The organism is Pseudomonas sp. GM102, from assembly GCF_000282555.1.
Lineage (GTDB): Bacteria > Pseudomonadota > Gammaproteobacteria > Pseudomonadales > Pseudomonadaceae > Aquipseudomonas.
Map to the genome: position 1 here is coordinate 1 of NZ_AKJB01000049.1, position 22,589 is coordinate 22,589.

The 22,589-nt window shown below is 58.9% G+C and carries 24 protein-coding genes and 1 pseudogene; 16 read left to right on the top strand and 9 right to left on the bottom strand.

Features of this window, described 5'->3' with window-relative positions; all coding sequences use genetic code 11:
- Window positions 1–42 precede the first annotated feature (42 nt).
- Together PMI18_RS19080 and PMI18_RS19075 are read right to left on the bottom strand one after the other, a co-directional pair.
- A complete protein-coding gene (locus PMI18_RS19080) occupies window positions 43–561 on the bottom strand; it encodes an ankyrin repeat domain-containing protein (protein WP_007898805.1) in 519 nt (172 codons plus the stop codon).
- Between the two features lie 112 nt (window positions 562–673).
- Window positions 674–2,512 carry a long-chain-acyl-CoA synthetase gene (locus tag PMI18_RS19075; protein ID WP_007898806.1) on the bottom strand — a complete coding sequence of 613 codons (1,839 nt, stop codon included), beginning with the start codon at window positions 2,510–2,512 and terminating at the stop codon, window positions 674–676.
- A gap of 354 nt (window positions 2,513–2,866) precedes the next feature.
- Between PMI18_RS19075 and PMI18_RS19070 the strand changes: the two genes are divergently transcribed.
- Entirely contained in the window at window positions 2,867–3,145 is a 279-nt protein-coding gene (locus PMI18_RS19070) for a DUF3509 domain-containing protein (protein WP_007898807.1), read from the top strand.
- A gap of 235 nt (window positions 3,146–3,380) precedes the next feature.
- Here the strand turns inward: PMI18_RS19070 and PMI18_RS19065 are convergent, their stop codons facing one another.
- From PMI18_RS19065 to aroC, 4 genes and pseudogenes are all read right to left on the bottom strand, one after another.
- A complete protein-coding gene (locus PMI18_RS19065) occupies window positions 3,381–3,926 on the bottom strand; it encodes a 1,2-dihydroxy-3-keto-5-methylthiopentene dioxygenase (protein ID WP_007898808.1) in 546 nt (181 codons plus the stop codon).
- A 20-nt stretch (window positions 3,927–3,946) separates the two neighbouring features.
- Window positions 3,947–4,050, bottom strand: a pseudogene (locus tag PMI18_RS31865) (hypothetical protein); the annotation flags it as partial.
- A 36-nt stretch (window positions 4,051–4,086) separates the two neighbouring features.
- Window positions 4,087–5,232, bottom strand: a complete 1,146-nt coding sequence (locus PMI18_RS19060; protein ID WP_007898810.1) for an MFS transporter — start codon at window positions 5,230–5,232, stop codon at window positions 4,087–4,089.
- 31 nt (window positions 5,233–5,263) lie between these two features.
- Window positions 5,264–6,355 carry a chorismate synthase gene (gene aroC / locus PMI18_RS19055; protein WP_007898811.1) on the bottom strand — a complete coding sequence of 364 codons (1,092 nt, stop codon included), beginning with the start codon at window positions 6,353–6,355 and terminating at the stop codon, window positions 5,264–5,266.
- Window positions 6,356–6,440: 85 nt separating this feature from the next.
- On the opposite strand from aroC, the gene PMI18_RS19050 reads away from it, so the two are divergent.
- Complete coding sequence (locus tag PMI18_RS19050; RefSeq protein WP_033036247.1) at window positions 6,441–7,439, top strand: alpha/beta hydrolase; 999 nt, start codon at window positions 6,441–6,443, stop codon at window positions 7,437–7,439.
- A 266-nt stretch (window positions 7,440–7,705) separates the two neighbouring features.
- The gene (locus PMI18_RS19045) at window positions 7,706–8,497 is read left to right on the top strand and encodes a hypothetical protein (RefSeq protein ID WP_007898813.1); all 792 of its coding nucleotides are present in this window, start codon (window positions 7,706–7,708) and stop codon (window positions 8,495–8,497) included.
- A gap of 125 nt (window positions 8,498–8,622) precedes the next feature.
- On the opposite strand, the gene prmB is transcribed toward PMI18_RS19045, so the two are convergent.
- A complete protein-coding gene (gene prmB, locus PMI18_RS19040; RefSeq protein ID WP_007898814.1) occupies window positions 8,623–9,531 on the bottom strand; it encodes a 50S ribosomal protein L3 N(5)-glutamine methyltransferase in 909 nt (302 codons plus the stop codon).
- 238 nt (window positions 9,532–9,769) lie between these two features.
- Between prmB and PMI18_RS19035 the strand changes: the two genes are divergently transcribed.
- From PMI18_RS19035 to PMI18_RS19015, 5 genes are all read left to right on the top strand, one after another.
- Window positions 9,770–10,360: a cysteine hydrolase family protein gene (locus PMI18_RS19035; RefSeq protein WP_007898815.1), complete on the top strand. Its 591-nt coding sequence runs from the start codon at window positions 9,770–9,772 to the stop codon at window positions 10,358–10,360.
- 132 nt (window positions 10,361–10,492) lie between these two features.
- Complete coding sequence (locus PMI18_RS19030) at window positions 10,493–10,813, top strand: hypothetical protein (RefSeq protein WP_007898816.1); 321 nt, start codon at window positions 10,493–10,495, stop codon at window positions 10,811–10,813.
- 75 nt (window positions 10,814–10,888) lie between these two features.
- A complete protein-coding gene (locus PMI18_RS19025; protein ID WP_007898817.1) occupies window positions 10,889–11,446 on the top strand; it encodes a Smr/MutS family protein in 558 nt (185 codons plus the stop codon).
- 77 nt (window positions 11,447–11,523) lie between these two features.
- Window positions 11,524–12,069, top strand: a complete 546-nt coding sequence (gene folE / locus PMI18_RS19020; RefSeq protein WP_007898818.1) for a GTP cyclohydrolase I FolE — start codon at window positions 11,524–11,526, stop codon at window positions 12,067–12,069.
- A gap of 101 nt (window positions 12,070–12,170) precedes the next feature.
- Complete coding sequence (locus PMI18_RS19015) at window positions 12,171–12,542, top strand: glutathione S-transferase N-terminal domain-containing protein (protein WP_007898819.1); 372 nt, start codon at window positions 12,171–12,173, stop codon at window positions 12,540–12,542.
- 188 nt (window positions 12,543–12,730) lie between these two features.
- Here PMI18_RS19015 and PMI18_RS19010 read toward each other — a convergent pair whose 3' ends face one another.
- Window positions 12,731–13,897, bottom strand: coding sequence for an aminotransferase-like domain-containing protein (locus PMI18_RS19010; protein ID WP_007898820.1), 1,167 nt, complete (start codon window positions 13,895–13,897; stop codon window positions 12,731–12,733).
- Window positions 13,898–13,979: 82 nt separating this feature from the next.
- On the opposite strand from PMI18_RS19010, the gene PMI18_RS19005 reads away from it, so the two are divergent.
- From PMI18_RS19005 to PMI18_RS18995, 3 genes are all read left to right on the top strand, one after another.
- Window positions 13,980–14,426, top strand: coding sequence for a MarR family winged helix-turn-helix transcriptional regulator (locus PMI18_RS19005; protein WP_007898821.1), 447 nt, complete (start codon window positions 13,980–13,982; stop codon window positions 14,424–14,426).
- Between the two features lie 315 nt (window positions 14,427–14,741).
- Window positions 14,742–16,091: an NCS2 family permease gene (locus PMI18_RS19000; protein ID WP_007898822.1), complete on the top strand. Its 1,350-nt coding sequence runs from the start codon at window positions 14,742–14,744 to the stop codon at window positions 16,089–16,091.
- Between the two features lie 79 nt (window positions 16,092–16,170).
- The gene (locus PMI18_RS18995) at window positions 16,171–16,797 is read left to right on the top strand and encodes a LysE family translocator (protein WP_007898823.1); all 627 of its coding nucleotides are present in this window, start codon (window positions 16,171–16,173) and stop codon (window positions 16,795–16,797) included.
- A 213-nt stretch (window positions 16,798–17,010) separates the two neighbouring features.
- On the opposite strand, the gene uraH is transcribed toward PMI18_RS18995, so the two are convergent.
- Entirely contained in the window at window positions 17,011–17,364 is a 354-nt protein-coding gene (gene uraH, locus PMI18_RS18990) for a hydroxyisourate hydrolase (protein WP_007898824.1), read from the bottom strand.
- A gap of 435 nt (window positions 17,365–17,799) precedes the next feature.
- Here uraH and puuE point away from each other — a divergent pair, with 435 nt between their 5' ends.
- The 5 genes from puuE to PMI18_RS18965 all read left to right on the top strand — a co-directional run bounded on the left by puuE (window position 17,800) and on the right by PMI18_RS18965 (window position 22,309).
- Window positions 17,800–18,726, top strand: coding sequence for an allantoinase PuuE (gene puuE / locus PMI18_RS18985; RefSeq protein ID WP_007898826.1), 927 nt, complete (start codon window positions 17,800–17,802; stop codon window positions 18,724–18,726).
- On the top strand, window positions 18,723–19,238 hold the full coding sequence (gene uraD, locus PMI18_RS18980; protein WP_007898828.1) for a 2-oxo-4-hydroxy-4-carboxy-5-ureidoimidazoline decarboxylase: 516 nt from the start codon (window positions 18,723–18,725) through the stop codon (window positions 19,236–19,238). Before puuE ends, uraD begins: the two co-directional genes overlap by 4 nt.
- Before the next feature lie 88 nt (window positions 19,239–19,326).
- Entirely contained in the window at window positions 19,327–20,322 is a 996-nt protein-coding gene (alc, locus tag PMI18_RS18975; RefSeq protein ID WP_007898829.1) for an allantoicase, read from the top strand.
- A 128-nt stretch (window positions 20,323–20,450) separates the two neighbouring features.
- Window positions 20,451–20,954, top strand: a complete 504-nt coding sequence (locus tag PMI18_RS18970) for an ureidoglycolate lyase (RefSeq protein ID WP_007898831.1) — start codon at window positions 20,451–20,453, stop codon at window positions 20,952–20,954.
- Window positions 20,955–21,004: 50 nt separating this feature from the next.
- Window positions 21,005–22,309 (top strand): urate hydroxylase PuuD, encoded by a 1,305-nt coding sequence (locus tag PMI18_RS18965; RefSeq protein WP_007898832.1) that lies wholly within the window; start codon window positions 21,005–21,007, stop codon window positions 22,307–22,309.
- Window positions 22,310–22,589: the final 280 nt, after the last annotated feature.

Consider the following 22,589-nt stretch of genomic DNA (forward strand, 5'->3'; position numbering starts at 1 on the left):
CGGGGACTCCCTCGCCACAAAAACCCTGCAGCACCACAGAGGTCAGGCCAGGAGTTTCTGCAATTGTGCGGTGGTATCCACCGCGCCCATGGTTTTGGCCGCGTCCAGCGCGGATACGCCGTTGGCATCCTTGGCTTTCGGATCGGCGCCTTTGCTGATCAGGTAGTCGACGATTTCGACGCGGTTGAACATCGCCGCCATCATCAATGCAGTGCGACCGTCGAAGGACGAACCTTCCACTTGCGCGCCACCTTCAACCAGCGCCTTGACCACCGCCAGATCACCCTTGAATGCCGCGCCAGCAATCGGGCTCTGGCCGTTGTCGTTGCGGATTTCCGGGTCGGCCTTGTGCTCGAGCAGGACTTTTACCGTCTCGACATGGCCGTGGTACGCGGCGAGCATCAGCAAGGTGTCGCCCTTGTGGTTGCGCAGGTTCGGCGGCAAGCCCTTGGTCAGCAGCGCCGCCATCATGGCCGCATCGCCTTCACGCGCTTTGTTGAACACCTGTTCGGCAAATTCAGCAGCCTCTTCGGGCGTCATCTGGCGGCTTTTGTCTGACATTGGGGACTCCACATTCGGTCAATCGGAAAGCCGATAGTTTCCCGAGCGGTCTGGAACCTGTCACTTCTTTTTTCTCATGAATGGCCATAGCTACATTTAATAAGAGCCGCATTCAATAACGGTGCTTGCCGTCCTGGATATCCGCCAGCACCTGCTCGGTGACTTGCACGTAAGTCTGGGTACCCGGCAACCAGGCGTAGATCGGGTCATCGCCGGTTTTGTTCGGGTCGAAGGCTTCGTCCTTGAGTCGCGTCTTCTGGTATTTGAAGGTCCCGGTGGTTTCCATTTTCACTTTCACCCGTAGGAAAAGTGGCACCGCATAGGCAGGCATTTGCTGCCTGGCGAAAGCCAGCAACTCGCTGAAGTCCAGGGTCGCCAGGGATTCAGCCGGCGTGATTGCCGCCATCCCGGCACGCCCGTTGGTGTTGTGGATCTCCACGCCATAAGCCACGGCTTCGGCGATCTGCGGATGTTGCAGCAGGATGTTCTCGACCTCGGTGGTCGAGACGTTTTCGCCCTTCCAGCGGTAGGTGTCGCCCAAACGATCGACAAACTGCGCGTGGCCAAAACCGATGTTGCGCAGCAGGTCACCGGTATTGAAGTAACGGTCGCCCTTCTTGAACACGTCGTGGAGCACGACTTTTGCGGTCTTCTGCGGATCGGTATAGCCGTCCAGCGGCGCCTTGTCGTCGATCCTCGCCAGCAGCAAACCCTGCTCGCCCTTGGCCACTTTGCGCATGAAACCCTTGGCATCTCGCGTGGGTGCGCCGCTGTCGTGGTCGTACGCCACCAGTTCCCATGACATCAGGGAAAAACCGATGGTGTTGTCGAAGTTGAGGATGTTGGTGAAGCCGATATTGCCGTCGCTGGCGGCGTACAGCTCGCAGATATGGTCAACGGCAAAACGCGTCTTGAACTCGCTCCACGCGCCGGGGCGCAGACCATTGCCGATCATCTTCGTCACGCTGTGCCGACTGTCGTCGACGCTGCGCGGTTGATCCACCAGGTAGCGGCACAATTCGCCGACGTAACCGAGGGTGGTCGCCCGGTATTTGCGCACGTCACTCCAGAACTGGCTGGCGCTGAACTTGCGGCGGATGGCAAACCCCGACGCCCCGCTGATCGCCGAGCCCCAGCACACGCAGAGCCCGGTGGCGTGGTACAGCGGCAAGGTGCAATAGACGACGTCCTGCGGCTGCATATCCAGGGCAATCAGCCCGAAGCTGGCGGAGCTGCGCATCCAGCGGCCGTGTTTGAACACCCCGGCTTTGGGCAACCCGGTGGTGCCCGAGGTGTAGATGTAGAAACAAGGATCGTCGAGAAAAACCTGATGGCTGCTGACGGGGTTATCGCTGCACGCTTGGGCACTGACCGTCATCAGGTTGATGAAGCCATCGGGCGAATTGCCCGGATCGCGATAAGTGTCGCGATCGGCGACAAACCAGGTACGCGCAGCGTCGATGGACACCCGCTCGCGAACCGCATTGAAGGCCGGAACCAGCTCTTCTCCGACCACGATCGCCACAGGAGCCACCAGGTTCAGGCTATGGGCCAGGGTATCGCGGGTCTGAGAGGTATTGAGCAAGGCGCTGATCGCGCCGACCTTGGCCACCGCCAATATCGTCACCAACAGTTCCGGACGGTTCTCGATAAAGATCGCCACCACATCGCCCTTGCCGATGCCTTGGGCAATCAGGTGATGGGCGATGCGATTGGCCCACTGATTGACCTGTGCATAAGTGAGCGCTACCTCGCCCTGCAGCAAGGCCGGGCCCTCGGGGTTGCGCAACGTCGCCTGCTCGAAGCTCCAGCCGAGACCACACGGTTGGGTCGGGTCCTTGACGTTGGCGGCTTTCATGCCCTTCACCACGCGGGGAATGGCTTTGGCAATGGAAGGCAGCTTGCGGAGCATCATGCCCCAGGTAATCGTGTCGTTCAGCGTGCGGCTCATGATGCTCCCGTTCGATCTTCTTATTGTCGGGTGGCGTTGATTAAGGCCGAAAATACGTCAGCGGTTCTTGAGCTGTACACGCGGTTTTTGAAATGTTTTGTATCCGCGACCGAAGCGTTCGGACCAGACATCGAAAAGCGGAACCCTGGCGCTGTGATTGGTTCAATCGAATCGTGGTCGACCACGCAAAATGCAGGATGCACGATGGCCATTCATGCAGATTGCACGAATTCATAAAAGCGCTTAAAAACTAACTTGTTGATTTATATGAATTTTTAAAAATTTAGGTGCTGGCACAATCACTGCAACTACCTCTCCATGTAGCCCTTCAAAGCACTCACGGAGCTGATAGACATGAGCCTGATCCAGGAAAAATTTTCGTCGCTATTCTCCAACTTCGAAGTGACCACCCAGCCACGGCCTGATGGCGGCATTCTGCTGACCCTGCGCAGTACGGACGGCAAAGTCTTCAAACGTTCGATTTCCTACCAGCAATTGCATGCCGGCGATCAGCTGTCGTGGGTGATCAGCGCAATTCGCCGTGACGTCGCCGAACAGGCCAGCGAACTGCCGCAGATCTCCATGCTGCAAAGCCAGCAACGGTTCGCCCTGCCGACTTATCACTCGGTTTAAATCCTGCGGTTGTATAGATAAACGCGCTACAAACAAACAGGCCGTGAGAGCTTTCGCTTCACGGCCTGAGTTGTTTCTGGCTTTGCACAACCCTTGTAGGAGCAGAGCTTGCTCGCGAAGGCGGAGTGTCAGGCGACATTAACGTTGACTGACACTCCGCCTTCGCGAGCAAGCTCTGCTCCTACAGGTTATGTGGTTTACAGGGCAGAAGGCCGGAGCAACGATTGGCCTCTACTCAGTCCTCGAGACGCGGGAAGCGGCTGGCGATGTCATCGCCGGTGAAATTGGCCACCCTGCCTTCGGGGTTGTTGGACAGACGGATGGCGACGAAATGCGGGTGCTCGCCCATGTCGAACCAATGCGGCGTACCGGCAGGCACCGAGATCAGGTCGTTTTTCTCGCAGAGCACGGCATAGACGTAATCACCGATGTGCAGGGAGTACAAACCACGGCCAGCGACGAAAAATCGTACTACGTCTTCCGCGCAGCGGTGTTCATTGATGAGCTTGGTGCGTAACTCGGTTTTTTGCAGGTTATCGCTATTCAAGCTGACGACGTCAACGGTGAGGTAACCGCGCTCGGTCATCAATTTGTCGATTTGCTCCTGATACGCGGCGATCACTTCTTCCTGGCTGGCGCCGGGCTGAATTTTTGCCGCGGCTTGCCAACGGTCGAAGCGCACGCCCTGTTCGGCCAGGGTCGAGGCGATGTCCTCGAGGTGGGTCAGGACTTTGTTCGGTATTTCAGGGCTGGAGACGTGATAAACGGACAGGCTGCTCATCTGGGCAACTCCTTAACGGTTCATGCTTCATGGTTCGAGAGCGAGCGCGTCTTCAACTCGCACTCGAACAAAATTCAAAGGCCTCGATCGGTCGCAGTGCGTCGCTCATGCGCGCGCCCCGCGTCGATGATCTCCCGGGCGAGATGTTCACAGGTCAGGCTCATGGCCTGTCCTCTTGCATACGTGTGGCAATGATAACGGCAGCGGCGAAGGCTGCGAGACTGGCAATGCTAAAGGTCAATGTGGCGCCGAGGGCATTCCAGCTGTAGCCCGAATACAACGCGCCCAATGCGCCGCCAGTGCCAGCGAGCGCGGCATACAACGCCTGGCCCTGCCCTTGCTGACGCGCGCCGAAGCTACGTTGCACGAACTGGATGGCAGCCGCGTGAAAGCTGCCGAAAGTTGCGGCGTGCAGCACTTGGGCGAACAGCAATACCCAGAGGAATTCAGCAAACGAACCGAGCAACAACCAACGCAAAGCCGCCAGCAGGAAACTCGCCAGCAGCACCCGGCGCACCGAGAAGCGCGCAAGAATCTTGCTCATGGCCAGGAACATTAATACTTCAGCGACCACGCCCAAGGCCCAGAGCATACCAATCAAGCCACGGGTGTAACCCAGTCGCTCAAGGTGCAGGGTCAGAAAGGTGTAATACGGCCCGTGACTCATCTGCATCAGGGCCACGCAAGTGTAGAACGCCAACACCCCGGGGTTACGCAATTGCTGGAGGAATCCCTCCCCCGCCAACCGTTCACTCTGAACCGGTTGCGCGTTGGGTACCCACAAACTGCTGACGACGATCCCGGCCAAGATCAGCACCAGCGCCACCGGATAGATGTCCAGGCTAAGCCACTCGAACAACCGGCCGAGGGCGACCACGGTGATGATGAATCCGATGGAGCCCCATAGGCGAATCTGACTGTAGCGAGATGTCTGCCCCTGCAAATGCGCCAGGGTGATGACTTCAAACTGCGGCAACACCGCGTGCCAGAAGAACGCGTGCAAGGCCATGACCATTGCCAGCCACGCGTAGCTTTTGCTGACGAAAATCAGTGAGAAGGTCAGCAGCGTACAGACCGCGCCGAACCGCACGATGGCCAGCCGTCGCCCGGTGTAGTCACCGAGCCAGCCCCAGATGTTCGGCGCCACGCAGCGCATCAGCATCGGGATCGCCACCAGTTCGCCAATGCGCGCACTGGAAAAGCCCAGGTGATCGAAATACAGCGCCAGGAATGGCGCTGTCGAACCGAGCAAGGCGAAATAGAACAGATAGAAACTGGAGAGCCGCCAGTACGGGAGCGCCGCCACAGTCAGACCGCAGCGGCTATCAGGTCAGCCATTAAAGCTGACCCAGCACCGGAGTGCTCACGCGCACGTCGGCGTTCTGTCCGCGGTGACGCAGCAAGTGATCCATCAATACGATGGCCATCATCGCTTCGGCAATCGGCGTGGCGCGGATGCCGACGCACGGGTCGTGACGGCCCTTGGTGACGACCTCCGCAGGATTACCATGGATGTCGATGGACCGGCCCGGCGTGGTGATGCTCGAGGTTGGCTTGAGTGCCAGGTGCGCCACGATCGGCTGACCGGACGAGATGCCACCGAGAATGCCGCCGGCGTTGTTGCTGAGGAAACCTTCCGGGGTCATTTCATCGCGGTGTTCGGTGCCACGCTGGGCGATGCTGGCAAAACCGGCGCCGATCTCAACGCCCTTGACCGCGTTGATGCTCATCAGCGCGTGGGCCAGTTCGGCGTCGAGGCGGTCGAAGATCGGCTCGCCGAGGCCCGGCATCACGCCTTCGGCGACCACGGTGATCTTCGCACCGACCGAATCCTGGTCGCGACGCAACTGGTCCATATAGGCTTCCAGCTCCGGCACTTTGTCCGGATCGGGGCTGAAGAAGGCGTTCTCTTCCACCGAATCCCAGGTCTTGAACGGGATTTCGATGGGGCCGAGCTGGCTCATGTAGCCACGAATGACGATGCCTTGGGTGGCCAGGTACTTTTTCGCAATCGCCCCTGCCGCCACGCGCATGGCGGTTTCACGGGCCGAACTGCGACCGCCGCCGCGGTAATCGCGCTCGCCGTATTTGTGGTGGTAGGTGTAGTCGGCGTGGGCCGGGCGGAACAGATCCTTGATCGCCGAATAGTCCTTGGACTTCTGGTCGGTGTTGCGGATCAACAGGCCGATGGCGCAACCGGTGGTGCGGCCTTCGAACACGCCAGAGAGGATTTCGACTTCGTCGGCTTCCTGGCGCTGGGTGGTGTGGCGGCTGGTGCCGGGCTTGCGGCGATCCAGGTCGCGCTGCAGATCCTCAAGGGAAATCTCCAGGCCCGGCGGGCAGCCATCGACAATGGCGACCAGCGCCGGACCATGGCTTTCGCCCGCAGTGGTGACAGTGAACAGCTTGCCGTAGGTATTGCCGGACATGCGGGACGCTCCGTGAAATCGAAACTAAAATACGTAATGCGCGCCAGTATACGCAGGCTACCCGACTAGTTCATCCTCGAACCTTATGGGTGCTTGCGAGTCCAACCGGCACCGAGTGGATGATGGCGTGATGATGCTGCGAGTTCTAGCCTTGAGCCTTACCTTGTTTACCGGCTTTGCACAGGCCACTGTCCTACAACGTCCCATCACATTGGACACGGGCAGCGGCGAGCTTTTCGGCTCGCTGTTGCTGCCCAAGTCCGACACGCCTGTGCCAGTTGTCCTGATCATATCCGGCTCCGGTCCTACGGATCGTGACGGAAACAACCCCGACGGTGGACGCAATGACAGCCTCAAACGGCTGGCCTGGGTGCTGGCCAAACACAACATCGCCAGCGTGCGCTACGACAAACGCGGCGTGGCGGCGAGCCTGGCTGCGACTCCAGACGAACGTAATCTGTCGGTGGAGGCCTATGTGGCCGACGCCGAAGCTTGGGGCCACAAGCTCAAAACCGATCCGCGCTTTGGCAAACTGATTTTGCTCGGCCACAGCGAAGGTGCGTTGATCGCCAGCCTAGCGGCGCCGAACGTCGATGCCGCAGCGGTGATTTCCATGTCCGGCAGCGCCCGGCCGATCGATCAGGTATTGCGCCAGCAGTTGAGCAATCGCCTGCCGCCGCCGTTGATGCTGCGCAGCAATGAATTGCTCGACAGCCTCAAGGCCGGCCACACTGACGACAACGTGCCACCGCAATTGCAGGTGATTTTCCGCCCCAGTGTGCAACCGTATCTGATTTCGCTGTTTCGCCAGGACCCGGCAGCGGCCTTCGCCAAATTGAAAATGCCGGCGCTGATCATCCAGGGCAGCAACGACATTCAGGTCGGCGTGGGTGATGCCAAGGCACTCAAGGCCGCCAAACCGGACGCTGAACTGGCGCTGATCGAAGGCATGAACCACGTGATGCGCATCGTGCCCAACGACGTGAAGCGGCAATTGGCCTCCTATAAAGATCCGCAATTACCGCTGGCGGCCGAACTCGGCGCGCGAATCCTCGAGTTTATTGACGGACTTCGCGCCAGTTAACCGAGGTCAGGGGGCGTTCTCAACTAGTTTTCACGCCGGCCCTTCGGGTTGTGCCTTAAAGCGGGCCAGCCTGCGTTGGCCTTGGAAAGGGAACAACCATTCCCAGCGGCCTGCGCCTTGCCTGGCCCGCTTTAAGGCGACAACGCGGCGTGAAAACTAGTTGAGAACGCCCCCTAGCCCTCCAGTCCTGAAAAAAACGGCCGATAAGCCTTTGTCGCCAGCGCTATGACTGGCGGCAAGCAGAGCTTGGACAGGATCTCGCCGTTATGACTGATACCCAGACTTCACCCGACACCACCGCTGAAAAAGACGCACCGCCAGCGGTCGAGCTGCCGTGGGCGGACGTCCACGTCGAGCACCACAAAATGCTCCGCCTGGCGCCGCTGAAAACCGACCGCAACACCGGTGGACGGCCGTTGCGCTTTGTCGAATTCGGTTACGCTGAACGCAATAGCAAGGAACACAGCCTGATGCGCATGACCATCAAGCTGCCGGGCCAGCGCGTGCGCAAAGAACAGAACCATCTGGACGTGTGGGTCGATCACACCACCAAACGCGTGCATTTCGAGCCGGAAAGCGGCTTGCAGATCGAGCCGATGAACCGCGGCATCGGGCGCTATATGGCAGCTCAGGGCATTACGTGGGCGAAGAAGAGATGGCCCGCCTACACCTTCGACGGTACTGACCTGAACAACAAGGATGCGCTGAACGAAGACACTCGCCTGCGCCGCGATCACTTTCTGCGGGTGCACGGTTTTGACGTGGTCTACGCCGACGCCCAGCATTTGAAGGGCAGCGTTAAAGAGGTGTCAGTCGGTGATTTGCTCGGCGACTGGAACAGCGAAAAGTTGCAACAGGTAGAAATCCTCGAAGCCGCGCAGATGCTCCAGCAAGCCGAGCAGAATCTGGCGGAACAGGAAGTCAAACTGAAGAAGCACGAAGAAAAGGTCAGCAAGTACAAACGCGAAGACGCCGGCCTGCGTTTTACCATTACGTGTCTGGTGGCGTTTGCGGTGTTTCAGGCGGGGTTGTTGATCTGGATTGCTACGCACCGTTGATAGCGTAATCCGCGGCGCGGCCATCGCGGGCAAGCCACGCTCCCACAGGTTTTGTGTGTGCCAGATCAATTGGACACAACACAAAACCTGTGGGAGCGTGGCTTGCCCGCGAAGGCTTTCTAGAGTCAGACGCGAGAAGCGAACAGCGCCTGATGATCGCGGCACTGCTCCGCAGTCAGCATGAACACTCCATGCCCACCGCGCTCGAACTCCAGCCAAGCGAAGTCGACTTCCGGGTACAGCGCTTCGACGTGAACCTGGCTGTTACCCACCTCGACAATCAACAAACCTTTCTCGGTCAGATGATCCGCCGCTTCGGCGAGCATGCGGCGCACCAGGTTCAAACCGTCATCGCCACAGGCCAGGCCCAGCTCCGGTTCGTGCTGATACTCGTGCGGCATGTCGGCGAAATCTTCCGCATCGACGTAGGGCGGGTTCGACACGATCAGGTCGAAACGTTGACCCGGCAAGCCATCAAAACCATCGCCCTGAACGGTGAACACCCGCTCATCGACACCGTGGCGCTCGATGTTCTGGTTCGCCACTTCCAGCGCTTCGAACGACAGATCGGCCAGTACCACTTCGGCGCTCTGGAACTCGTAGGCACAGGCGATGCCGATGCAACCGGAACCGGTGCACAGGTCTAGAATGCGCGCAGGCTCGGCGCCGAGCCACGGTTCGAAACGCTTTTCGATCAGCTCGCCAATTGGCGAACGCGGGATCAGCACGCGTTCGTCGACAATGAACGACATACCGCAGAACCAGGCTTCACCCAGCAGGTAAGCGGTCGGAATGCGCTCTTCGATGCGACGTTTGAGCAGGCGCTGCAAGTTGACCAGTTCGTCCTCTTCCAGATTGCAGTCGAGGTAGCTATCAGCAATTTCCCACGGCAGGTGCAATGCACCCAACACCAGTTGACGGGCTTCGTCCCAGGCGTTGTCGGTCCCATGGCCGAAAAACAGATCCTCCCCATGGAAGCGGCTGACGGCCCAACGGATATGGTCACGCAGGGTACGAAGTCGGGAAGTGATCACGGGGCAAACTCCAGAAAAAACGACTGACGATTCTAACAGCCAAAAGGCGCCGCGACGACGCAGGAAAAACACCGGATCAGATGTAGGACTCTTCTATTTTTTCAGCAAGCTATTGAACAGAACGGGTATCTTGACAAGGCTGCGACCCAACAACGGCGGTGCCTACGATGGTAGCGATTCACAGAAGCGCTCAGCCAGAGGACAATGTCGCAAAAGCCCCACTCGAAGGAGCCCCAGAATGTCCGTTCCAAAAACGATGTTTCAACTCAGCGGCCGTGGTTATGCAGCGGCCAATCTGGGTCATGCGACCCTTGTCATCATCGATGCCCAGAAAGAATACCTCAGCGGCCCCTTGGCACTGAGCGGCATGGATGCTGCCGTCGCGAACATCAAGCAACTGGTGGCCGCTGCCCGTGCAGCCGGTCGGCCGATCGTGCACGTGCGCCACCTCGGCACCGTCGGAGGGCTGTTCGACCCGCAAGGCGAGCGCGGTGAGTTCATCCCGGGCCTGGAGCCACAGGGCGATGAAACCATCATTGGCAAATTGCTGCCGAGTGCGTTTCATGGCACCGAACTGCTGGAGCGCCTACAGAATCTCGGCTCGCTGGACCTTATCGTCTGCGGCTTCATGAGCCACTCCAGCGTCAGCACTACCGTGCGCGCCGCGAAGAACCTGGGCTTTCGTTGCACATTGGTTGAAGACGCCTGCGCGACTCGCGACCTGCCCTACAAGGGTGGCGTCCTGAGCGCCGAGCACGTTCAGCACACCGAAATGGCGATCATGGCGGACAACTTCGCCACCCTCGCCCTGACTCGCGAACTGATCTGATCAACCCTTCGATGAGCGGTCCATGCCGCCGCTCATCCGCAAAAGCCTCTCATTTGCTGTAATTGCCCTAGCCTCAGGAACATCCCGGTCAACTCCCGGTCGAAGGGCCGATACCCATTGAGGAAGGTCGGAATGAAGTTATCCGATGGTTTTGATGCACGCCGCTTGCGGCCCAAAGGCCAAAGCAACTGGCGTTTTCGCTTCGGCGCAGCCATTGCCGCTCTGCTGGCGATGTGCGGCGTGCTGCTGGTGATGGCAGGTGCCGCCAGCCTGCTCGGCCAAGCGCCCGCCTTGGGCGAGTTGAATACCAACCGGGTTGGTTCGGCAGTGATTTTGGCGATTGGCTTGTTCGTACTGTACATCGGGGTGTGGCTGTGGCGCCGCTGCCGCCGCCGTTCGCGTCAATCGCAAGAGCTGAACATGTCCCCGCATTTGATGAAAAAACACGACTGAGCCGAACGCCACGCGTTTTGTCGCGCCCCATTCGCTTCGACTTGGGTAAACTGGCCGCCCTTCGCGGAGGCTGACATGCAAGACGACGATTTTTCCCTGTTCAAAAGCGCGATCCAAGGCGTCAAGCCGATCAAGCACGATCGCGCCGAAACCGGCAAACCCAAGGCCGACCGCGCGCAAATTGCCAAGCTGCGCCAGGCCGCCACCGTGCGCACCGATGCCACCACCGTTGATGGGCTGTCTGATCAGTTCGTCATTGATGTCGGCCCCGAAGATGAGCTGATGTGGGCCCGCGACGGCGTCCAGGAAAGCCAGATGCGCAAGCTCAAGATCGGACAGATTCCGTTCGAAGGCAGCCTCGATCTGCATGGCATGAACGTGGAAAAGGCCCGTGAAACCTTGTGGGCCTTTCTGGCCGAAGCGACCAAATTCGAAATCCGCTGCGTACGCGTCACCCACGGCAAAGCGGTGCGCCTGGACGGCAAGCGGCCGATGATCAAGAGTCACGTCAACACGTGGCTGCGTCAGCATTCACAGGTGCTCGGCTTCACCTCGTGCCAACCGAAACACGGCGGCGCCGGAGCGGTTTATGTGATGCTCAAACGCACCATGATGGAAGGTCGCGACGAGTGATGCCGTCGCTTCACGCTTGCAGCGCCGTGTCCGTCACCGTACCCTTGCCCTTTGCGTAAAATCCCACAGGTAGTTTCATGTCCCTGGAACAGAATTACACCGAGATTCTCGGCCAATTGGGCGAGGACGCCTCCCGCGAGGGCCTGCTCGACACGCCAAAACGTGCCGCCAAAGCCATGCAGTACCTCTGCCGCGGTTATGAACAGACACTGGAAGAGGTCACCAACGGTGCCTTGTTCAGCTCCGACAACAGCGAGATGGTGCTGGTCAAGGACATCGAGCTCTACTCGTTGTGCGAGCACCACATGCTGCCGTTCATCGGCAAGGCCCATGTTGCCTACATCCCGAGCGGCAAGGTCCTGGGGCTGTCGAAAGTCGCGCGGATCGTCGATATGTACGCTCGCCGCCTGCAGATCCAGGAAAACCTCAGTCGCCAGATCGCCGATGCGGTCCAGCAAGTCACCGGCGCCCTGGGCGTTGCGGTGGTGATCGAGGCCAAGCACATGTGCATGATGATGCGCGGTGTGGAGAAACAGAACTCGACGATGATCACCTCGGTGATGCTCGGCGAGTTCCGCGAAAACGCGGCCACCCGCAGCGAGTTTCTCAGCCTGATCAAGTAACTCGCAGCACGAAGAAAACCGGCACTGATCGCCGGTTTTTTTTCGCCTGCGAAAATCAGGTAAGCTGCGCGCCTTCTGTTTGCCCCTGTGAGGCTTATACCGTGTTCGTTAAAGCGCTTCGTGTCGGCCTTGGCCAACTGATCATCTTCATCGACTTCATCACTCGTCCGCGCAAAAAACAGCGCCCTGCCGAAGCTCAGGCTCAGGTCAACACGGCCGCCAAGGACCTGACCCTGTATCAGTTCCACGCTTGCCCGTTCTGCGTGAAAACCCGTCGCACCCTGCGTCGCCTGAACGTTCCGGTGGCGTTGCGCGATGCCAAGAACGACGAACAGGATCGCCAGACCCTGCTTGAGCAAGGTGGCAAGATCAAGGTGCCGTGCCTGCGCATCGAAGAGAATGGCCAGACCACCTGGATGTATGAATCCAAGGTAATCATTGATTATCTGGATAAGCGGTTTGCTGCAGCCTGAGGTTTTTGTGGTGCTGCTGATGGCCTCTTCGCGGGCAAGCCTCGCTCCTACAGGTTGGCGGTGTGTGCGAATGGTCACCTCGCCCCCGTAGGAGCGAGGCTTGCCCGCGAAGGCGTCAGCACAAGCACTACAAATCCAGGGCAAAAATAAACCGGCCGATTGGCCGGTTTGTTGTTTATACCCTCCCCTCAAGCCGCTTTTGCTGCCTGGGCCTGACGCACCACCGTCGCCAATCGCTTGAGCCCTTCATCCAGCCGCGCCGGGTCGATGTGGCTGAAGTTCAGCCGCAGATGACCGGGGTTGTTGTCCGGCTCAGGAAAAAACGGCTCGCCCGGCATAAACGCCACATCCGCCGCCAGCGCAGCCTTGAGCAGCGTGCGCGTATCCAGCGGCTGCTTGAGCGTCAGCCAGAAAAACAACCCACCCTGCGGCACATTCCACTGCGCCAGATCGCAAAAGTGCGTTTCCAATGCCGACTGAAACGCATCCCGACGACCCCGATAGAAGTCACGCAACTCACCCAGGTGCTGCTGATATTTTTCGGTGCCGATCCATTGCAGCGCTTGCCATTGCCCGATGCGGTTGGTGTGCAGATCGGCCGATTGCTTGAGCCGCAGCAAGTGCGCAAACAGGTCCGGGCTGGCGATCAGGTAACCGACCCGCAGGCCCGGTAACAGGGTTTTCGACACGGTGCCGGTGTAGATCCAGCTGGCTTTGTTCAAGCGACTGACGATCGGGGTGGCACTGCCGCCATCGAAGGTCAGTTCGCGGTAGGGTTCGTCTTCGATCAGAGTCACGCCGAACTCGTCGAGCAACGCCGCCACCGCGTCACGCTTGGCCTCGCTGTAGCGCACCGCTGACGGGTTCTGAAACGTCGGAATCAGGTAGATGAACGCTGGCTTGTGTTTTTCCAGACGGCTGCGCAATTGCACCAGGTTCGGGCCGTCGGCTTCCTGTGAGACGGTGATGCAGTCGGCGCCGAACAGCTGAAAAATCTGCAACGCCGCCAGATAGGTCGGCGCTTCAAGCAGGATCTCGGTGCCTTTGTCGATGTAGAGCTTGGCCGCCAGATCGAGGGTTTGCTGAGAACCGCTGACCACCAACACCTGACTCGCCTCACACGGCACACCCAACGCTCGGGCTTCGGCCGCCAGCGCCTCACGCAGTTCCGGCTCGCCTTCGCTCATGCCGTATTGCCCCATGGACAGCGGCATATGCACCCACTCGACTTTCGGCAGCATGGCTTCGGCCGGCAAACCGCCGGCGAACGACATCACTTCTGGACGCTGGGCGGCGGCGAGGATTTCACGGATCAAAGAACTTTTAAGGCGCGAGACACGTTCGGAAAAAGCCATGGGGGTCACCGGTAGCGAGGCCTGAGGAAAATGAGTCAAACTGATTGACCGAAATTACGACAGACCGAGCGGATACGTCAATATGCTTGACCTTAAAAACCCCAGCACTCAGCAACAAGCCATGGAAGCGTTTTTCTTCGGTTACCAGGCGTTCACCGCCAAGGCCGACGAAATGCTCGAGCGTCGCGGCTTGAGCCGGGTGCACCAACGCATCGTGTTTTTCATCGCCCGCTACCCTGCCCTCAGCGTCAAGGAGTTGCTGGCGTTGCTCGGCGTGAGCAAGCAGGCGCTGAACATTCCGCTGCGTCAGTTAGTGGAAATGCATTTGGTGAACAGCGTCGCGTCCGAGACCGACAAGCGTAAGCGGTTGCTGGAGCTGACTGCGGAAGGCGCGCGGTTCGAGCAGTCGTTGCGACGCGAGCAGGTGAAATTGCTCGAGCGGGTGTTTGCCGAAGCTGGGGAGACGGCGGTGAATGGGTGGTTGGCGGTGAATCTCGCGCTGGGTAAAGCCCAGGTCTTTCCAAGCTGATCGTTCCCACGCTCTGCGTGGGAATGCATCCCGTGACGCTCTGCGTCACATCAACGGCGGACGCAGAGCGTCCATGGCGGCATTCCCACGCAGAGCGTGGGAACGATCGTCTATAGCCGATATATCCCGATCAACAAACTTTTCGTCTACAAAATCAAAAACATTATTTGCTTTATTTGTATACAAAAGCATAATTCGCTTCGTGCGAGTTCCTGACCAACAGGTCAACAAATTCGCAAGTACCTCAAAGGGTCGCTGCCACCCTCATGGGTCCGGCCCTGGAAATAACAATAAAACTCTTGAGGAGTACTCGCTGTGGAAAGCCGCAAATCCGAAGCCCCGACGCTGGAACTCTCGCCGCCATTACGCAATGGCTGGCTGGAGCGCATCTTCAAACTCAGCTTGCACGGCACCACGGTGAAGACCGAGTTGATTGCCGGTCTGACAACCTTCATCACCATGGCCTACATCATCTTCGTCAACCCGAACATCATGGCCGATGCCGGCATCGACCACGGTGCGGCGTTCGTCGCCACCTGTATCGCCGCCGCACTGGGTTGCCTGCTGATGGGCCTGTACGCCAACTGGCCGGTCGGCCTGGCGCCAGGCATGGGCCTGAACGCGTTCTTCACCTACACCGTGGTCGGCACCATGGGCTACAACTGGGAAACCGCCCTCGGTGCGGTGTTCGTCTCCGGTGTGTTGTTCATGTTCCTGACCTTTTCGCGGATTCGCGAATGGCTGCTCAACAGCATTCCAGTGAGTTTGCGCTTTGCCATGGGCGCCGGTGTGGGCCTGTTTCTAGGGCTGATCGGCTTGAAAACCGCGGGCATCGTTGTCGATAGCCCGGCCACTCTGATCAAGCTTGGTTCCCTGCGCGAGCCTGGTCCGCTGCTGGCGGCCATCTGCTTCCTGATGATCGCCGTGCTCAGCTACCACAAAGTGTTCGGTGCGATCCTCATCAGCATCATCACCGTAACCCTGGCTGGTTGGGGCCTGGGGCTGGTGCACTACGAGGGCATCATGTCTGCCCCGCCGAGCCTGGCTCCGACGTGGATGGCCATGGACGTCGCCGGTGTATTCAATATCAGCATGATCAGCGTGGTTCTGGCTTTCCTCTTTGTGCACATGTTTGACACCGCTGGCACCTTGATGGGCGTTGCACAACGCGCAGGTCTGGTAAACGCTGACGGCAAGATCGAAAACCTTTCCCGCGCTCTCAAAGCCGACAGTGCTTCCAGCGTATTCGGTGCGGTGGTCGGTGTTCCGCCCGTCACCAGCTATGTGGAAAGTGCCGCGGGTGTCGCCGCGGGTGGTCGGACTGGTCTTACCGCTGTGACCGTAGGTGTGCTATTTATTGCCGCAATGTTTTTCGCACCGCTGGCTGGCATGATCCCCGCTTACGCAACCGCCGGTGCGCTGATTTATGTGGCGATGCTGATGATGGGCGGCATGGCACACATCGAATGGGACGAAGCGACCGACAGCATTCCGGCGATCGTTACCGCGATCATGATGCCGCTGACCTTCTCGGTCGCCGACGGTATCGCGCTGGGCTTTATCACTTACGTGGTGCTGAAGGCTTTCACCGGTAAACACAAGGAAATTTCCGTCAGTTTGTGGGTGCTCTGCGCGATCTTCATCGCCAAGTTCATTTTCTTGTAAGCCGTCTACGTTTCAAAAACAGTGTTTCAAAACAGCCTCACCCCGTCGGGTGAGGCTTTTGCATATAGGGAGGAAAGTGATGAGTCTGGAAACCTGGCTGCTGTTCAGCGGCGCTGCGCTGGTGGTGATCCTGATCCCGGGGCCACTGTCTTTGCTGATGATCAGCAACAGTCTGAATTACGGTTTGCGCCGTTCTTACCCGGCGTTTCTGGGAGGCGTGATTGCGTCGATCTGCCTGCTCAGTGCTTCGGCGCTTGGCTTGGGCGCATTGTTGCTGGCGTCGGAACAGCTGTTCAGCGCCCTTAAAATCGTCGGTGCGCTGTACCTGTTCTATCTCGCTTGGCAGAGCTGGCAGCAATCGCGTCAGCCATCCCAAGGCGCCGAAGTGCCCCAGGCTGCGCCGGTGCCGCGCTTTCGTGCACTGTTCGGGCGCGCGTTCATGCTCGGCGCGAGCAATCCGAAAGACATTTTGTTCTTTGCCGCTTTCCTGCCGCAGTTTCTGAGTGCCGAGCAACCCTTCCTGCCGCAGTTGCTGGTGATGATTGCCACCTGGACCGTGCTGGATCTGCTGTGCAAATTGGCTTATGGCCTCGGTGCCCATGGCGCGGCGCGGTATTTGCGCAGCGGCAATGGGCAGAGCTGGTTTAACCGGGTGAGTGCGGGGTTGTTCAGTGGTGCCGGTGCTGCGTCGTTGTTGAGTCGCTAAAAGCTTCGCGGGCAAGCCTCGCTCCTACAGGGATTTTGTTGTTCTTACATAACATGAACGACGCAAATCCTGTAGGAGCGAGGCTTGCCCGCGAAGGGTCCCTCCCATGCACCACATATCTCAGGGCAAAAAAAAGCCCGCAGTGTGAGCGGGCGAAAGACCAAAGAAGCTATATGCGCAGTCGCTTCTCGGAGGAGGCAGCTGCTTGGGGGATCAACTGCCTCGATACGTGGAATAGCTATACGGCGAAATCAACAACGGCACGTGGTAGTGATCCTGTTCCGCAGAGATGCCGAAACGCAGCACCACCACATCCAGGAACGCAGGCTCAGGCAGCTGAACCCCACGGGCGCGGTAGTAATCACCCGCATGAAACTGAAGCTGATAGACCCCGGACCGGTAGTCATCGCCTTGCAGCAGCGGCGAATCGACACGGCCATCGCTGTTGGTGAGCGCAGTGGCGACCAATTCCAGCTGCGAACCTTCAACGCGGTACAACTCGACCTTGATCGAACTGCCCGGGCAACCGTGTGCAGCGTCCAAAACGTGTGTAGTCAAACGTCCCATTGATTCTGCGCGCCTGCCTGCGTGGAGCAGTCAGACCTCGCGCCTCCCGAAGTCAGTTGAAAAGGAGACCGCACCGTTTCGGAGCACGAAAAGCTGCGGCGAGCGACTGATTAAGACACTTTTCATAAAAATTGTACACAATAAAAACGACATTTTTACCGCCAACTCCGCCATTCAGGGTTTAACGGCGAATCTGACGCAAAACCATACGATCAGCGGACCTCCTATCCATTAGCTGACCAGTCAGGCAGGTTTCTTGCAGCACCCTTCAAAGTGACCAGTCAGTGAAAAATGCAAAAAATCAGGCTTACAAAGTGAATATAAAGTTGTATACAATCACTCCATCGCTGTGACGCCAGCCTGCCCTCTCATCGCCAGGCCGCCACACACACCCTGACTTTGAACAAGTCGACACGAACAAGAAGGAAGACTGCAGTGAGCGCTGACTATCCACGCGACCTGATCGGTTACGGCAGTAACCCTCCTCACCCACACTGGCCGGGCAATGCCCGCATCGCGCTGTCCTTCGTGCTCAATTACGAGGAAGGTGGCGAGCGCAATATCCTGCACGGCGATAAAGAGTCCGAAGCGTTCCTCTCGGAAATGGTCTCGGCGCAGCCGCTGCAAGGCGAGCGCAACATGAGCATGGAATCCCTTTACGAGTATGGCAGCCGTGCCGGCGTCTGGCGGGTTCTGAAACTGTTCAAGGAATTCGACATTCCGCTGACCATCTTCGCCGTGGCTATGGCCGCCCAGCGCCACCCGGACGTGATCCGCGCGATGGTCGAGGCCGGCCACGAAATCTGCAGCCACGGCTATCGCTGGATCGATTACCAGTACATGGACGAAGCGCAGGAACGCGAGCACATGCTCGAAGCGATCCGCATCCTCACCGAAATCACCGGCGAGCGCCCACTGGGCTGGTACACCGGCCGCACCGGCCCGAACACCCGTCGGCTGGTGATGGAAGAAGGCGGTTTCCTTTACGACTGCGACACCTACGACGACGACCTGCCCTACTGGGAACCGAACAACCCGACCGGTAAGCCGCATTTGGTGATCCCGTACACCCTGGACACCAACGACATGCGCTTCACTCAGGTTCAGGGCTTCAACAAGGGCGACGATTTCTTCGAATACCTCAAAGATGCGTTCGACGTGCTATATGCCGAAGGCGCCGAGGCACCGAAGATGTTGTCGATCGGTCTGCACTGCCGGTTGATCGGCCGTCCGGCGCGTCTGGCCTCGCTCAAACGCTTTATCGAATACGCTAAAAGTCATGAACAGGTGTGGTTCAGCCGCCGCGTCGACATCGCTCGCCACTGGCACCAAACCCACCCGTTCCAAGGGACCGCGAAATGAGCACCTTTCAAACCATCAAACCATCGACCCTGAGCCGCGACGCGTTCGTCGCCGCCTTCGCCGACATCTACGAACATTCGCCATGGGTGGCCGAGAAGGCCTTCGATCTGGGCCAGGACGCTTCGATCGACGAGATCGAAACCCTGCACCAGCGCATGAGCGACATCTTGTTGAGCGCTGATCACACGAGCCAACTGGCCCTGATCAACGCTCACCCGGACCTGGCCGGCAAAGCTGCCGTCCAGGGCCAGCTTACCGCTGCCAGCACTGAAGAACAGTCTGGCGCGGGTATTCACCAATGCTCGAGCGATGAGTTCCAGCGCTTCACCGAGCTGAACGACGCCTACAAAGCCAAGTTCAAGTTTCCCTTCATCATGGCGGTAAAAGGCAGCAACCGGCATCAGATCCTCGCGGCGTTCGAAACGCGCATCCACAACTCGGTCGACACCGAATTCAAATGTGCGCTGGCGGAGATTAACAAGATCGCCCTGTTCCGATTACTGACCCTATAGCGAACTTGGCCCGAGCGTTAAAAAACGCGGAAAACGCCCAGGGCCCTGCAAGCATCCCAAGCCAACTAATTAAAGGCAGACAAGAAGAATGAAAGCTTACGCCGTACCTTTCGAGAAGTTCGTCAACCTGGCCGACGCCCGTCTGGGCACCAAAATCATCTCGGTCACCGATGACTGGTTCGCAGACGCCAACCGTCTGTTCCAACCGACCCCGGCCGTGTGGAAGGAGGGCGTGTTCGATGACAACGGCAAGTGGATGGACGGCTGGGAGTCGCGCCGCAAGCGCTTCGAAGGCTACGACAGCGCGGTGATTCGCCTGGGCGTACCGGGCTCGATCAAAGGCGTGGACATCGACACTTCATTCTTCACCGGCAACTACCCGCCATCGGCCTCCCTGGAAGCCTGCTTCCTGGCCTCGGGCGAGCCGGACGAAAACACCCAGTGGACTGAAGTGCTGTCGGCCGTCGAACTGCAAGGCAACAGCCACCACTACCACGAAATCAACAACGACCAGGCCTTCAGCCACCTGCGCTTCAACATCTACCCGGATGGCGGCGTGGCCCGTCTGCGTGTGTACGGCATTCCGTTCCGCGACTGGTCCGCTGTGGGCGACAACGAACAGGTCGACCTGGCCGCAGCCCTGAACGGTGGCCGTGCACTGGCCTGCTCCGACGAGCACTTCGGCCGCATGAGCAACATCCTCAACCCGGGCCGTGGCATCAACATGGGCGATGGCTGGGAAACCGCACGTCGTCGTACGCCAGGCAATGACTGGGTGATCGTCGCGCTGGGTCACGCCGGCGAGATTGAGAAAGTCATCGTCGACACCCTGCACTTCAAAGGCAACTACCCGGACACTTGCTCGATCCAGGGTGCATTCGTGAAAGGCGGCACCGACAGCCAGATCGAAACCCAATCGTTGTTCTGGCGCGAACTGTTGCCAAGCCAGAAGCTGGAAATGCACGCTGAACATACCTTCGCCGAGCAGATCAAGGCACTGGGCCCGATCACCCACATCCGCCTGAACGTGTTCCCGGATGGGGGCGTGAGCCGCCTGCGCGTTTTGGGCAAGGTCGCTAAATAAAATAAGCGCTGAACCCAATCATCGCCAGCAGGCTGGCTCCCACAGGGAAATGCATTCCAAATGTGGGAGCTAGCCTGCTAGCGATAGCAACAGAACCAACAACACAGAATTCGGAAAAGAAGACCAGCATGCGCACATTGACGATTGAACCGCTGACCAAAGAAGCCTTCGCCCCTTTCGGTGACGTGATCGAAACCGACGGCAGCGATCACTTCATGATCAACAACGGTTCGACCATGCGCTTTCACAAACTGGCGACGGTGGAAACCGCCACGCCAGAGGACAAGGCAATCATCAGCATTTTCCGCGCCGATGCGCAGGACATGCCGCTGACCGTCTGCATGCTGGAGCGTCATCCGCTGGGCAGCCAGGCTTTCATTCCGCTGCTCGGCAACCCCTTTCTGATCGTGGTCGCGCCACTTGGCGATGAACCTGTATCAGGCTTGGTCCGCGCCTTCGTCACCAACGGCAGGCAGGGCATTAATTACCATCGCGGCGTTTGGCACCATCCGGTGCTGACGATCGAAAAGCGGGATGACTTCCTGGTGGTTGATCGCAGTGGCACAGGCAATAACTGCGATGAGCATTTTTTCAAAGAGGATGAGCGTTTGATCCTCGCCCCCCACCAATAAGAGAAGGTCTGATCACTCGACGACAGAGTGACAGGCGAGAGGTAAAGACTGTGGAAGCACATCTGTTGGAATGGCTGAACCTGAGCGTGCGCTGGGTTCACATGATCACTGGCGTGGCCTGGATCGGCGCGTCGTTCTATTTCGTCTGGCTGGAGAACAACCTCAATCGGGTCAACCCGAAAAACGGGCTGGCGGGCGATTTGTGGGCGATCCATGGCGGCGGTATCTATCACCTGGAAAAATACAAACTGGCTCCACCGACCATGCCGGATAACCTGCACTGGTTCAAATGGGAAGCCTACTTCACCTGGTTGTCGGGGGTCGCACTGCTGTGCGTGGTGTTCTACTCCAACCCGACGCTGTACCTGCTCGCTCCCGGCAGCAGCCTGAGTGGCCCTGAAGGTGTTCTGCTGGGAATCGGCTCGCTGTTCGTCGGCTGGTTCGTCTACTCCTTCCTCTGCGACTCGGCCCTGGGCAAACGCCCTGCCCTGCTCGGCTTCATCCTGTTCGTGCTGATCATTGGCGCGGCTTACGGCTTCAGCAAAGTGTTCAGCGGTCGTGGGGCGTACCTGCACGTCGGCGCGATCATCGGCACCATCATGGTCGGTAACGTGTTCCGCATCATCATGCCGGCCCAACGCGCATTGGTGGCGGCGATTGCCGAGAACCGCACGCCCGATCCGGCGCTGCCGGCCAAAGGTTTGCTGCGCTCGCGGCACAACAACTACTTCACCTTACCGGTGCTGTTCATCATGATCAGCAACCACTTCCCGAGCACCTATGGCAGCCAATACAACTGGCTAATCCTGGCCGGGATCGCGGTGCTGGCGGTGTTGGTGCGTCACTACTTCAACACCCGTCACGACAGCCACAAATTCGCCTGGACCCTGCCCGCTGCGGCGGTCGGCATGATCTGCCTGGCCTACGTGACCGGGCCGGCGCCGATGTCCAGCGCACCGGAAGTGGCCAAGGCGCCTGGGACCATCGAGTACCAGCCGTTGCCGGAAACAGCCCTCGGAGGTGGCAAGAAACCGGCTGAAGCTGCACCGACGGCAGCCCCTGAAACTGCACCCGCCCAGGCATCCAATGCCGGTCCTGCCTTCGACAAGGTGCACGACGTGATCCAGGAGCGCTGCACAGTCTGCCATTCGGCGAAACCCACCAGCCCGCTGTTCAGCGCGGCGCCGGCGGGCGTGATGTTCGATACCCCGGAGCAGATCAAGCTTCAGGCCCCGCGCATCCAAGCCCAGGCTGTCGCCAGCCAGATCATGCCGTTGGGCAACATCACCCAGATGACCCAGCAAGAGCGCGACCTGATCGGTGCGTGGATTGTTCAGGGAGCTCAAACCCAATAAGCAACACACCGTTGTGGCGAGGGGGCTTTTGTGGCCACAACAAGCCCCCCCGCCACAGGTCCACCTGATACAAAAAATCACAAGAATAAAAAAAATCCGAGGTGTTGCATTCCGAGCTGCCACGCCCACCCGCACTGCCCCACTAAAAGACAAACCCCCTTGTGGGAGCGAGCCTGCTCGCGATGACGGTAAGACATTCAACATCCGTGTTTGATTGAACCAACGCCATCACGAGCAGGCTCTCTCCCACAAGGGTGGCTGCCTGCGCCTCAAACAATAA

Coding starts and splice junctions, on each gene's coding strand:
- PMI18_RS19080 (WP_007898805.1), bottom strand. CDS start 561: ATGTCAGACAAAAGCCGCCAGATGACGCCCGAAGAGGCTGCTGAATTT.
- PMI18_RS19075 (WP_007898806.1), bottom strand. CDS start 2,512: ATGAGCCGCACGCTGAACGACACGATTACCTGGGGCATGATGCTCCGC.
- PMI18_RS19070 (WP_007898807.1), top strand. CDS start 2,867: ATGAGCCTGATCCAGGAAAAATTTTCGTCGCTATTCTCCAACTTCGAA.
- PMI18_RS19065 (WP_007898808.1), bottom strand. CDS start 3,926: ATGAGCAGCCTGTCCGTTTATCACGTCTCCAGCCCTGAAATACCGAAC.
- aroC (WP_007898811.1), bottom strand. CDS start 6,355: ATGTCCGGCAATACCTACGGCAAGCTGTTCACTGTCACCACTGCGGGC.
- PMI18_RS19050 (WP_033036247.1), top strand. CDS start 6,441: ATGGGTGCTTGCGAGTCCAACCGGCACCGAGTGGATGATGGCGTGATG.
- PMI18_RS19045 (WP_007898813.1), top strand. CDS start 7,706: ATGACTGATACCCAGACTTCACCCGACACCACCGCTGAAAAAGACGCA.
- PMI18_RS19035 (WP_007898815.1), top strand. CDS start 9,770: ATGTCCGTTCCAAAAACGATGTTTCAACTCAGCGGCCGTGGTTATGCA.
- PMI18_RS19030 (WP_007898816.1), top strand. CDS start 10,493: ATGAAGTTATCCGATGGTTTTGATGCACGCCGCTTGCGGCCCAAAGGC.
- PMI18_RS19025 (WP_007898817.1), top strand. CDS start 10,889: ATGCAAGACGACGATTTTTCCCTGTTCAAAAGCGCGATCCAAGGCGTC.
- folE (WP_007898818.1), top strand. CDS start 11,524: ATGTCCCTGGAACAGAATTACACCGAGATTCTCGGCCAATTGGGCGAG.
- PMI18_RS19010 (WP_007898820.1), bottom strand. CDS start 13,897: ATGGCTTTTTCCGAACGTGTCTCGCGCCTTAAAAGTTCTTTGATCCGT.
- PMI18_RS19005 (WP_007898821.1), top strand. CDS start 13,980: ATGCTTGACCTTAAAAACCCCAGCACTCAGCAACAAGCCATGGAAGCG.
- PMI18_RS18995 (WP_007898823.1), top strand. CDS start 16,171: ATGAGTCTGGAAACCTGGCTGCTGTTCAGCGGCGCTGCGCTGGTGGTG.
- uraH (WP_007898824.1), bottom strand. CDS start 17,364: ATGGGACGTTTGACTACACACGTTTTGGACGCTGCACACGGTTGCCCG.
- uraD (WP_007898828.1), top strand. CDS start 18,723: ATGAGCACCTTTCAAACCATCAAACCATCGACCCTGAGCCGCGACGCG.
- alc (WP_007898829.1), top strand. CDS start 19,327: ATGAAAGCTTACGCCGTACCTTTCGAGAAGTTCGTCAACCTGGCCGAC.
- PMI18_RS18970 (WP_007898831.1), top strand. CDS start 20,451: ATGCGCACATTGACGATTGAACCGCTGACCAAAGAAGCCTTCGCCCCT.